Below are 11,200 nucleotides of genomic sequence, written 5' to 3' on the forward strand. Positions count from 1 at the left end.
CGAGGCGGTCCAGTCCGGCCAGTGCTCGACGTCGGTGAAGACGTCCCAGACGAGTCGGGGCGGTGCGTCGATCTCGACGCTGTCTTCGGTAAACATGTACCAAATGGTACATCCTTGGCGCGCGATACTGGAGAACGGAATGGAACCGACGGTGCGCCGGGGGGCGCTTGCGACACGCAAACACAAGTTGTTGTGTTGCCGTCGCTTGTCGCACCCCAGGGGTAGTGTCTGGAGCCTGAGATTCATCCGGCAAAACGGCGTGTGAAGTGGGGTTCTGGTGTCCGAAAACATGAAGCTGATCGACCGCGTTTCGGCGATCAACTGGAACCGGCTGCAAGACGACAAGGACGCCGAGGTCTGGGACCGGCTGACCGGCAACTTCTGGCTGCCGGAGAAGGTGCCGGTGTCCAACGACCTGCCGTCATGGGGCACCCTGACCGCCCACGAGAAGCAGATGACCATGCGCGTGTTCACCGGCCTGACCCTGTTGGACACCATCCAGGGCACGGTCGGGGCGGTCAGCCTCATCCCCGACGCGCTGACCCCGCACGAGGAAGCGGTGTACACCAACATCGCGTTCATGGAGTCGGTGCACGCCCGCAGCTACAGCAACATCTTCTCCACGCTGTGCTCGACCGCCGAGATCGACGACGCCTTCCGCTGGTCGGAGGAGAACCCCAACCTGCAGCGCAAGGCCGAGATCGTCATGCAGTACTACAAGGGCGACGAGCCGCTCAAGCGCAAGGTCGCCTCCACGCTGCTGGAGAGCTTCCTGTTCTACTCCGGCTTCTACCTACCGATGTACTGGTCGAGCAGGGCCAAGCTGACCAACACCGCCGACATGATCCGGCTGATCATCCGCGACGAGGCCGTGCACGGCTATTACATCGGCTATAAGTTCCAGCGCGGCCTGGCCCTGGTGGACGACGCGCGCAAGCAGGAGCTCAAGGACTACACCTACGAGTTGCTCTTCGAGCTCTACGACAACGAGGTGGAGTACACCCAGGACCTCTACGACGAGGTCGGGCTGACCGAGGACGTCAAGAAGTTCCTGCGCTACAACGCCAATAAGGCGCTGATGAACCTCGGCTACGAGGCGCTGTTCCCGCGCGACGAGACCGACGTCAACCCGGCGATCCTGTCGGCGCTGTCACCCAACGCCGACGAGAACCACGACTTCTTCTCCGGCTCGGGCTCGTCCTACGTGATCGGCAAGGCCGTCGTCACCGAGGACGAGGACTGGGACTTCTAGCAACCGCAGCTCGCATAGCTGGTCCGTCTTGCACGGTCGGCCGGCCGGAGGCTTATTGGGTCCGCTCGGTACGGCCGAGCGGGAGTTTTTACAAACCCGGTTGTAATTAGATGCGGGAGCGATTACGCTGCCATCGACGAATCGGGACACGTCGCCAAACATCTGGGTCGCCTATAGGGGGAAGTTTGGGAATTATGTTGTTCCGCGTAGCTACCGTCACCGCAAAGATCGTCACTGCCGCCTTATGACCGTCGCGTTGCTGACCCAGCATCTGTACGAGTTTGCCGTCGAATTGCGCCGATTGGCCTACACCATGCCCGGTGGGTATGAAGACCCGCTGATCCAGCTGAGCGAGCGGATGGTCCACTGCGCCACCGAGCAGAGCTCGGAAGGTGTTGGCTGACTCGGCCGATCACTGTCGCCTCGTTAAGCAGTTGCTAGCGACTGGCAAACGCGGATTGGGTTTCCCGCGATCTGCTTTCTCACGATTGTGGATACCAGCCGATTATTGACTCGACCGCTAATAAGCCCGAAGCGGAAAATACCCGTACCCGACTTACCGCGGGCCTCCGACGTTGCTTTGTAGCCCGCACTGCTTGGCTTCCCGCGCGATCACTCGCATTAGCCGCCAGCGGCACGTCGGCTAGATCTGCAGTGGCGTTCTCATGCACGTTCCTCGACGCGAGGACGAGGGCCGGGACTGCTGGGCGGTTCGACCGCAGCGCTCGGTTTCCCGCGTGGCCCGCCCGGGTATCTGGCACGCGAAATCGTTTCTGGACGGGAGAGCCACGTGACCACCGCCGAACAGCCGCCGCCAGAGGGCGACGAACAACCGCCCCAAGCCACCGACGACGAAGAGGGCTCCGACGTGGAGTCCACGGAGCCCTCATCCACGGGAAGTGACGCTCCAACCGCCGGCGAATGAGGCGCCGGCCAGCCGACATGAGCCCGCGGCCCGACGGCTATGCGCTCTGCCGGTGCTGCTGGCGGGTCTGGTTAACGAGATTGATGCCGACAGCTGCGCCGCCCAATATTGCTGCGGGAAGGGCGATTTCGAGCTGTCCTGTCGTCGCGCCGATCGTGGCCAGCAGTCCCAGGCCCCCGGCAATCATGTTGAGGTTTCCGGCCACCCTGTTTGTCCGCTGGTGCTGATAGGCGCCGATCGCGATCTCGCCGACCCCGAGTATCCCGGAGACGATGAGCGGCGCGCCCGTCGCGGTCATTGCGGTGGCGATTACATCGAGTTGCACTTGTCTCCCAGACGATTACGACTGAACCATCAATTGCTCGTACAAGTCCTGCATACCCAATCGTCGCGTCGCTCCAAAGGCCATCGCCCCTCCGGGCCGCGCAGTTTCGCATATCGGCCTTCGCAGGGACGCCATGATTCGTTTCGTGACTGCCGCTGTGGATCCGTCCGCCGCGCGCTTTTTGGTAGCGGACATGTTCGGGTAATGAACGGCGTATGAATTGTGCGCGCGCCGCTTTTCACCCGCTGGCGCGGGTGACACGACAGCCCTGACACTGGTGGGGTGACGAATACCGCCGCCTCTGCCACCGCCAACTTCTGCCGTTCGGTACTTCGCTGGCTGCGCGCCGGCTACCCCGAGGGCGTCCCCGGGCCCGACCGGGTGCCGCTGTTGGCGCTGCTGCGCAGCACCCCGCTGACCGAGGAGCAGATCGCCGAGGTGGTGCGCAACATCACCGCGGACGGATCCCCGGCGATCGCCGACGGCGTGATCGAGCGCGACGAGATCGCCCATTTCATCTCCGACATGACGCACTACGACGCCGGGCCGGAAAACATCATCCGGGTGGCGTCCACCCTGGCGGCCGTCGGGTGGCCGCTGGCCGGCATCGACGTCAGCGAAGTCATCCCCGGCGACGAATGGGGAGAGGCCGCCGAAATCGCCGCGCGCAGTGCTGCTTCCGAGAACGCGCCGGGCGTCGCGCTGTAGGGCCCGTCAGCTTCCTGATGCCCTACAGCTTTGAGATGTCGATGACGAAGCGGTAGCGCACGTCGCTGGCCAGGACGCGCTCGTAGGCTTCGTTGATGTAGTCGGGCTCGATCAGCTCGATTTCCGGCGTCACGTTGTGCTCGGCGCAGAAGTCCAGCATCTCCTGGGTTTCGGCGATGCCGCCGATGTTCGACCCGGACAGGCTGCGGCGCGCCAGCGCCAGCGAGAACGCGCCCACCTCCATGGGGTGCTCGGGAATGCCCAATTCAACGAGCGTGCCGTCGACGTCGAGCAGACTGAGATAGTCGTTGAGGTTCAGGTTCGCCGAGACGGTGTTCAGGATCAGGTCGAAGCTGTTGCGCAGCTCCTTGAAGGTCTCGCGCTCGGCGGTGGCGTAGTAGTGCTTGGCGCCGAGTCGCAGACCGTCTTCCATCTTCTTCAGCGATTGCGACAGGACCGTCACCTCGGCGCCCATCGCCGCCCCGAGCTTGACGCCCATGTGGCCCAGCCCGCCCAGGCCGATGATCGCCAGGCGAGTGTCCGGGCCGGCCTTCCAGTGCCGCAGCGGCGAGAACAGCGTGATGCCCGCGCACAGCAGCGGCGCCGCCTTGTCCAACGGCAGCGAATCGGGGATGTGCAGGACGAAGTTCTCGTTGACGACGATCGCCTGGCTGTAGCCGCCCTGGGTGATCGTGCCGTCCTTGTCGGTGGCGTTGTAGGTGAAGATCGTGCCCCGGCTGCAGTACTGCTCCAGGCCGGCCTGACAACTGCGGCACTGACCGCAGGAGTTCACCATGCAGCCCACCCCGACGTGGTCGCCCACCTTGTGCTTGGTGACCGCGGAGCCCACCGCGGTCACGACGCCGGCGATCTCGTGGCCGACGACCAGCGGGTAACTCGGTGTTCCCCATTCGCCTTTGGCCGTGTGGATGTCGGAGTGGCAGATTCCGGCGAACTTGATGTCGATCGCCACGTCGTGCGGACCCGGCTCGCGCCGCTCGATGGTTGTCTTGGTCAACGGTGCCGTCGGCGAGGTGGCCGCGTACGCCGAAACTGTGCTCATGAAAAGTCCCTCTTCGATTCGATACGTCTTCAAGAAGTTTAGCTAGGGTAAAAGTTCTTCCGCCATCCGAGGCGGCGAATATCACCTTATGGCGACGAGTGCGTACCGGCCGGTCGTGGTCAGTTGATCGGGGCGTTCACCAGGCGCAGGTCGTCGACGATGCCGCGGGCCGCGATCAGGCCCTCGCCGGTTTGCCAGATCTCGTCGTTGACGACGTAGACCCGGTTGTCGTGGTTGGCCGACAGCTTGCGCCACGGGTTGCTGTCCAGGATCGTCGCGGCCCGATCGGCGGCGGCCGGGGTGGCGCAGGACAGGTACACCACGTCGGCGTCGGCGATCGAGAGATCCGGATTCTTCGCCAGGTCCGCGTCGGAGGCGCCGATCTCGATGTAGGGCTTGTCGGTGAACCGCTGCGAGGCGGGCCGGTCGACGCCGACCGCGCCGAGCACGCTGGCCGAGAAGTTGTTGGCGCCGTAGACCCGGATGGTGCCGGCCGTCAGCTGCACGATCGACGCCTGATAGTGGGAGGCGTCGTGCCGCGCGCCGACGTCGGTCGCCCGCTGCGAGAAGCCGGTGACCAGCCCGTCCGCCGCGGCGCCGCGGCCGGTGGCGGCTCCGACGGCGCGCAGGTTGTCCTGCCAGGCCGCGCCCGGCGCGGCGGTGAACACCGTCGGCGCGATCGGGGCCAGCTGCGGATACAGCGTCGGGGTCAACGCTTGCGAGCCCAGGATCAGATCGGGGTGGGCGGCCGCGATCGCCTTCACGTCCGGGTGGGAGCGGCTGCCGACACCGGGCACGCCCTGCACCGCGCCGCCCAGATAGGCGGGCTGGCTCGGCGAGCCGTCCGGCAGGGCGGCGCCGACCACCCGCGATTGCAGGCCCAGCGCGCACAGCGTGTCGAGCTGGTCGCCGGAGAGCACCACGATGCGCTGGGGATCGGCAGGCACCTGCACGATGTCCGGGGCGACGCCCGCCGCGTTGTGCGCCTGCCGCTTGGCCGGGCCCGGGTCGGCCTCGGCGGGATCGCGTGCGCATGACTCGTCGGGCCGGCGGTCGTTTCCGAGCACGCCGGCGCCGGCGATCTGGGTGGTGGGCGTGACGAGCGAATGGGTCGGCTGCCCGGCGGGCTGGTCGGATCCGCAGCCGCCGCAGGCCAGGATGACCGCCGCCGTCGCCGCGGTCAGCCGGGCGGGTCTGATCACGCCGAACAACACGCGTCAGACGCTAACATCCGGCCAGCTCGGCGCGGCCGCGCCGACGGGCGGGCCGCGCCGGTGAGCCGTTTACGACAGTTTGTAGGACCAGCCCTGACGTCGTCATGATCGACGGCTAAGATTCGTCTCAATACCGATTTTTGGGCCAGTGTCCGATCTGGATGTTTGGAGAAGCTGTTGACAGCCGAAGCGCCCCCTTTGGGACAACTCGAGGCCGTTCGTCCGTATCCGGACCGGATGGGCCCCAAAGGGAACCTCGTCTACAAACTGATCACGACGACCGATCACAAGTTGATCGGCATCATGTACACGGTCACCTGCTTCGCCTTCTTCTTCATAGGCGGGCTGATGGCGTTGCTGATGCGCACCGAGCTGGCCGCTCCCGGGCTGCAGTTCCTGTCGAATGAGCAGTTCAACCAGCTGTTCACCATGCACGGCACGATCATGCTGCTGCTCTATGCCACCCCGGTGGTGTTCGGTTTCGCCAACCTGGTGCTGCCGCTGCAGATCGGTGCGCCCGACGTGGCCTTTCCGCGGCTGAACGCCTTCTCGTACTGGCTGTTCCTGTTCGGCGGGCTGATCGCGGCGTCCGGCTTCATCGTCCCGGGCGGCGCCGCCGACTTCGGCTGGACCGCCTACACGCCGCTGTCCGACGCCGTGCACTCACCCGGCGCCGGGGGAGACCTGTGGATCACCGGCCTGATCGTCGCCGGTCTGGGCACCATCCTGGGTGCGGTCAACATGATCACCACCGTGGTGTGCATGCGCGCGCCCGGCATGACGATGTTCCGGATGCCGATCTTCACCTGGAACATCCTGGTGACCTCGATCCTGATCCTGATCGCCTTCCCGATCCTGACCGCGGCGCTGTTCGGGCTGGCCGCCGACCGACATCTGGGCGCCCACGTCTATGACGCCGCCAACGGCGGAGTCTTGTTGTGGCAACACCTGTTCTGGTTCTTCGGGCATCCCGAGGTGTACATCATCGCGTTGCCGTTCTTCGGCATCGTCACCGAGATCATCCCGGTGTTCTCGCGCAAGCCGGTGTTCGGTTACACCACGCTGGTGTACGCCACCCTGTCGATCGCCGCCCTGTCGGTCGCGGTGTGGGCGCACCACATGTTCGCCACCGGAGCCGTTCTGCTGCCGTTCTTTTCATTCATGACGTATCTGATCGCGGTGCCGACGGGGATCAAGTTCTTCAACTGGATCGGCACGATGTGGAAGGGGCAGATCACCTTCGAGACGCCGATGCTGTTCTCGGTCGGCTTCCTCATCACCTTCCTGCTGGGTGGTCTGACCGGCGTGATGCTGGCCAGCCCGCCGCTGGACTTCCACGTCACCGACAGCTATTTCGTGGTCGCGCACTTCCACTACGTGCTGTTCGGCACCATCGTGTTCGCCACCTACGCCGGCATCTACTTCTGGTTCCCGAAGATGACCGGCCGGCTGCTCGACGAGCGGCTGGGCAAGTTGCACTTCTGGCTGACCTTCATCGGGTTCCACACCACGTTCCTGGTGCAGCACTGGCTGGGTGACCTGGGCATGCCACGCCGCTACGCGGACTACCTGCCCAGCGACGGCTTCCAGCCCTACAACGTCGCCTCAACGGTCGGCGCCTTCATCCTGGGCGCGTCGATGTTCCCGTTCGTCTGGAACGTCTTCAAGAGCTGGCGTTACGGCGAGGTCGTCACGGTCGACGACCCGTGGGGCTACGGCAACTCCCTGGAATGGGCGACCAGCTGCCCGCCGCCGCGGCACAACTTCACCGAGCTGCCTCGAATCCGTTCGGAGCGACCGGCATTCGAGTTGCACTACCCGCACATGGTGGAGCGGCTGCGCGCCGAGGCCCATGTGGGCCGTCATGCCACGGCTCTCGAATCACCGAAGGGCTTCGGCCCACGAACCGAACCCGATCGCTCAACTCCTGAGCAGTAGCGGCGGCTGTCCGGAGTGAACGCACCACCCAACAAGGTGTCGGTGCTGATCACCGTCACCGGCGTGGACCAACCGGGCGTGACGGCGACCCTGTTCGAGGCGCTGTCGCGGCATGGGGTCGAGTTGCTCAACGTCGAACAGGTGGTGATCCGGCACCGCCTGACGCTGGGCGTGCTGGTGTGCTGCCCGGCCGAGGTCGCCGACGGCGCGCAGTTGCGCGAGGACGTTGAAACGGCCATCCGCAGCGTGGGGCTCGATGTGACCATCGAGCGCAGCGACGACGTGCCGATCATGCGGGAGCCCTCCAGCCACACCATCTTCGTGCTCGGCCGGCCCATCACCGCCAGTGCGTTCGGCGCGGTGGCCCGTGAGGTGGCCGCCCTCGGCGTCAACATCGACCTGATCCGCGGTGTCTCCGACTATCCGGTGATCGGCCTGGAACTGCGGGTGTCGGTGCCGCCGGGCGCGGACGCCGCGCTGCGGACCGCCCTGAACCGGGTGTCCAGCGAGGAACAGGTCGACGTGGCCGTCGAGGACTACAGCCTGGAACGACGGGCCAAGCGGCTCATCGTGTTCGACGTCGACTCGACGCTGGTGCAGGGCGAGGTGATCGAGATGCTGGCGGCCCGGGCTGGCGCCGAGGGCAAGGTCGCCGCGATCACCGACGCCGCGATGCGCGGCGAGCTGGACTTCGCGCAGTCGCTCGAGCAGCGGGTGGCGACCCTGGCGGGGCTGCCCGCCAGCGTGATCGACGAGGTCGCCGACCAGCTGGAACTGATGCCCGGCGCCCGGACCACGCTGCGCACCTTGCGCCGGCTGGGCTATCACTGCGGCGTGGTCTCCGGGGGATTCCGGCGCATCATCGAGCCGCTGGCACACGAGCTGATGCTGGACTACGTCGCGGCCAACGAGCTCGAGATCGTCGATGGCAAACTCACCGGCCGGGTGGTCGGCCCCATCGTCGACCGGGCCGGAAAGGCCACGGCCCTAAGGGATTTCGCGCACCAGGCCGGGGTGCCGATGGCGCAGACCGTCGCTGTGGGCGACGGCGCCAACGACATCGACATGCTGGCCGCCGCCGGGATGGGCATCGCGTTCAACGCCAAGCCCGCGCTGCGTGAGGTCGCGGATGCGTCGCTGAGTCACCCCTACCTGGACACCGTGCTGTTCCTGTTGGGTGTGACCCGCGGCGAAATCGAGGCCGCCGACGCGATCGACGGCGAGGTCCGGCGGGTGGAAATCCCGCCGGGCCCCTAGCGACCCGGCAGCTATTCGGGCGCCGCGGTACGGCACGATGGTCGGGTGCCCGAAAACGGAAGCCGGAGGTGATTCCCGAGGAGTCGAGAGACTCCGAGCGTCGAGCCGACCAGACGGTGGAGGAAGCCGACCCCGATCTGCTGCTCGATTTCAGGCAGGTATCGCTGAAGCGTGGCGGCAACGTCTTGGTCGGGCCGCTGGACTGGGCGGTCGAACTCGACGAACGCTGGGTGATCGTCGGGCCCAACGGGGCGGGCAAGACCTCGCTGCTGCGGATCGCGGCGGCGGCCGAACATCCCTCGTCCGGCGTCGCTTTCGTGCTCGGCGAGCGGCTGGGCCGGGTCGACGTGACCGAGTTGCGGTCCCGGATCGGGCTGAGCTCCTCCGCCCTGGCCCAGCGCATCCCCACCGACGAGGTGGTGCGCGATCTCGTCGTCTCGGCCGGTTACGCGGTGCTGGGCAGGTGGCGAGAGCGCTACGAGGACGTCGACTACCAACGCGCGATCGACATGCTGGAAAGCCTGGGCGCCGAGCACCTGGCGGACCGCACCTACGGAACGTTGTCTGAGGGCGAGCGCAAGCGGGTGTTGATCGCGCGTGCGCTGATGACCGACCCCGAGCTGCTGCTGCTCGACGAGCCCGCCGCCGGCCTGGACCTGGGCGGCCGCGAGGAGCTGGTCGCCCGGCTGGCCGACCTGGCCGGCGACCCCGACGCGCCCGCGCTGGTGCTGGTCACCCACCACGTCGAGGAGATACCGCCCGGGTTCAGTCACTGCATGCTGCTCTCGGAAGCCGAGGTGGTCGCCGCGGGCCTGCTGACCGACGTGCTGACCGCCGAGAATCTGTCCACCGCGTTCGGCCAGGCGATCGCCCTCGACGTCGTCGACGGGCGCTATTTCGCCCGGCGAGTCCGCACCCGCGCAGCCCACCGGAGGCCGCTATGACGTCACCCGACGAAGCCCCGCTGGTCGCCCGGCCGGCCGCCACCGTGATGCTGGTGCGCGACGAACCGGCGGGCTCCCAAACCGGGCTAGCGGTTTTCCTCATGCGCAGGCACGCGAAAATGGAATTCGCCGCGGGGACGATGGTGTTCCCCGGCGGCGGTGTGGACGAACGCGACCGCAACGCCGATATCGCGTGGGCCGGCCCGCCGCCGCAGTGGTGGGCCCAGCGCTTCGGCATCGAACCCGACCTGGCCGAGGCACTGGTCTGCGCCGCGGCCCGCGAGACGTTCGAGGAGTCGGGGGTGCTGTTTGCCGGGCCGGCGGGCCAGGCCGTTTCGGCGCCGAACAGCATCGTCGACGACGCCTCGGTCTACGGCCAGGCCCGCCGCGCGCTGGCCGACGGCACGTTGTCCTTCGCGGACTTCCTGCGCCGGGAGAACCTGGAGCTGCGCTCGGATCTGTTGCGGCCGTGGGCCAACTGGGTCACGCCGGAGGCCGAGCGCACCCGCCGCTACGACACCTACTTCTTCGTGGGCGCCCTGCCGCGGGGGCAGCGCGCCGACGGCGACAACACCGAATCCGATCGGGCGGGCTGGACGACGCCGGAGGCCGCGATCGACGACTTCACGGCCGGCCGCAGCTTCTTGCTGCCCCCGACCTGGACGCAGCTGGACTCGCTGGCGGGCCGGACCGTTGCGGAGGTGCTGGCCGTCGAGCGCCAGATCGTGCCCGTGCAGCCGCACCTGGAGATCCAGGGCGACAACTGGGTGTTCGAGTTCTTCGACTCCGACCGCTACCACCAGGCGCGGGAAGCGGGTGGCCTGGGATGGCGGCATTGAGCGAGTTCGTCAGCGTGGTGGTCTCCGACGGCTCCCAAGACGCCGGGCTGGCCATGTTGCTGCTGTCGCGGCCCCCGACGAACGCGATGACCCGCCAGGTGTATCGGGAGGTCATCGCGGCCGCCGAGGAACTGGGGCGGCGCGACGACGTCGCCGTGGTGATCCTGTTCGGCGGCCACGAGATCTTCTCCGCCGGCGACGACATGCCCGAGCTGCGGACGCTGCGGGGCGCCGAGGCCGACAGCGTGGCGCGGGTGCGCCAAGAGGCGATCGACGCCGTGGCGGCGATCCCCAAGCCGACGGTGGCCGCGATCACCGGATACGCGCTGGGCGCCGGCCTCACGCTGGCCCTGGCCGCCGACTGGCGGATCAGCGGGGACAACGTGAAGTTCGGCGCTACCGAAATCCTGGCCGGCCTGGTGCCCGGCGGCGATGCGATGACCCGCCTGACCCGGGCGGCCGGCGCGAGCAAGGCCAAGGAGCTGGTGTTCAGCGGCCGGTTTTTCGATGCCGAAGAGGCGCTGGCGCTGGGCCTCATCGACGAAATGGTGGCCCCCGACGACGTCTATGACGCCGCCGCGGGGTGGGCGCGCCGTTTTCTCGACGGGCCGCGGCACGCGCTGGCCGCCGCCAAGGCCGGGATCAACGACGTCTTCGACCTGGGGCTGGCCGAGCGGCTCGCCGCCGAACGCCGCCGCTACGTCGAGGTGTTCTCCGCTGGTCAGGGCGGTGGCG

13 protein-coding genes are annotated in these 11,200 nt (G+C 67.2%); 9 read left to right on the top strand and 4 right to left on the bottom strand.

Annotated elements, in window-relative coordinates:
- On the bottom strand, positions 1-96 hold a 96-nt coding region (locus A5624_RS23955; protein ID WP_197507977.1), incomplete at its 3' end, for an SRPBCC family protein.
- Positions 97-277: 181 nt separating this feature from the next.
- On the opposite strand from A5624_RS23955, the gene nrdF reads away from it, so the two are divergent.
- The 3 genes from nrdF to A5624_RS29295 all read left to right on the top strand — a co-directional run bounded on the left by nrdF (position 278) and on the right by A5624_RS29295 (position 2,177).
- The gene (gene nrdF / locus A5624_RS23960; RefSeq protein WP_197497868.1) at positions 278-1,252 is read left to right on the top strand and encodes a class 1b ribonucleoside-diphosphate reductase subunit beta; all 975 of its coding nucleotides are present in this window, start codon (positions 278-280) and stop codon (positions 1,250-1,252) included.
- Positions 1,253-1,496: 244 nt separating this feature from the next.
- A complete protein-coding gene (locus tag A5624_RS28745; protein WP_165827780.1) occupies positions 1,497-1,655 on the top strand; it encodes a hypothetical protein in 159 nt (52 codons plus the stop codon).
- A gap of 387 nt (positions 1,656-2,042) precedes the next feature.
- On the top strand, positions 2,043-2,177 hold the full coding sequence (locus A5624_RS29295) for a hypothetical protein (RefSeq protein WP_255361666.1): 135 nt from the start codon (positions 2,043-2,045) through the stop codon (positions 2,175-2,177).
- Positions 2,178-2,214: 37 nt separating this feature from the next.
- Here the strand turns inward: A5624_RS29295 and A5624_RS23965 are convergent, their stop codons facing one another.
- Positions 2,215-2,475 (bottom strand): hypothetical protein, encoded by a 261-nt coding sequence (locus A5624_RS23965; RefSeq protein ID WP_156749168.1) that lies wholly within the window; start codon positions 2,473-2,475, stop codon positions 2,215-2,217.
- Positions 2,476-2,784: 309 nt separating this feature from the next.
- Between A5624_RS23965 and A5624_RS23970 the strand changes: the two genes are divergently transcribed.
- Entirely contained in the window at positions 2,785-3,210 is a 426-nt protein-coding gene (locus A5624_RS23970) for a DUF3349 domain-containing protein (protein WP_066872070.1), read from the top strand.
- A gap of 22 nt (positions 3,211-3,232) precedes the next feature.
- Here A5624_RS23970 and A5624_RS23975 read toward each other — a convergent pair whose 3' ends face one another.
- A complete protein-coding gene (locus A5624_RS23975; RefSeq protein WP_066872073.1) occupies positions 3,233-4,273 on the bottom strand; it encodes an NAD(P)-dependent alcohol dehydrogenase in 1,041 nt (346 codons plus the stop codon).
- A 119-nt stretch (positions 4,274-4,392) separates the two neighbouring features.
- Positions 4,393-5,487, bottom strand: coding sequence for an iron-siderophore ABC transporter substrate-binding protein (locus A5624_RS23980; RefSeq protein WP_066872076.1), 1,095 nt, complete (start codon positions 5,485-5,487; stop codon positions 4,393-4,395).
- Positions 5,488-5,664: 177 nt separating this feature from the next.
- On the opposite strand from A5624_RS23980, the gene ctaD reads away from it, so the two are divergent.
- The 5 genes from ctaD to A5624_RS24005 form a co-directional block, all read left to right on the top strand.
- Positions 5,665-7,425, top strand: a complete 1,761-nt coding sequence (ctaD, locus tag A5624_RS23985; protein WP_231997702.1) for a cytochrome c oxidase subunit I — start codon at positions 5,665-5,667, stop codon at positions 7,423-7,425.
- Between the two features lie 15 nt (positions 7,426-7,440).
- Positions 7,441-8,682 (top strand): phosphoserine phosphatase SerB, encoded by a 1,242-nt coding sequence (gene serB, locus A5624_RS23990; protein WP_066872081.1) that lies wholly within the window; start codon positions 7,441-7,443, stop codon positions 8,680-8,682.
- 116 nt (positions 8,683-8,798) lie between these two features.
- On the top strand, positions 8,799-9,626 hold the full coding sequence (locus A5624_RS23995; RefSeq protein ID WP_156748742.1) for an ABC transporter ATP-binding protein: 828 nt from the start codon (positions 8,799-8,801) through the stop codon (positions 9,624-9,626).
- Complete coding sequence (locus A5624_RS24000; RefSeq protein WP_066872084.1) at positions 9,623-10,465, top strand: NUDIX hydrolase; 843 nt, start codon at positions 9,623-9,625, stop codon at positions 10,463-10,465. The genes A5624_RS23995 and A5624_RS24000 overlap by 4 nt, the downstream gene beginning before the upstream one ends.
- A partial coding sequence (locus A5624_RS24005) for an enoyl-CoA hydratase (protein WP_156748740.1) occupies positions 10,462-11,200 on the top strand: 739 nt, incomplete at its 3' end. The genes A5624_RS24000 and A5624_RS24005, both read left to right, overlap by 4 nt.

The sequence above is a fragment of the Mycobacterium sp. 1482292.6 genome (assembly GCF_001672995.1).
Classification (GTDB): Bacteria; Actinomycetota; Actinomycetes; order Mycobacteriales; family Mycobacteriaceae; genus Mycobacterium; species Mycobacterium europaeum_A.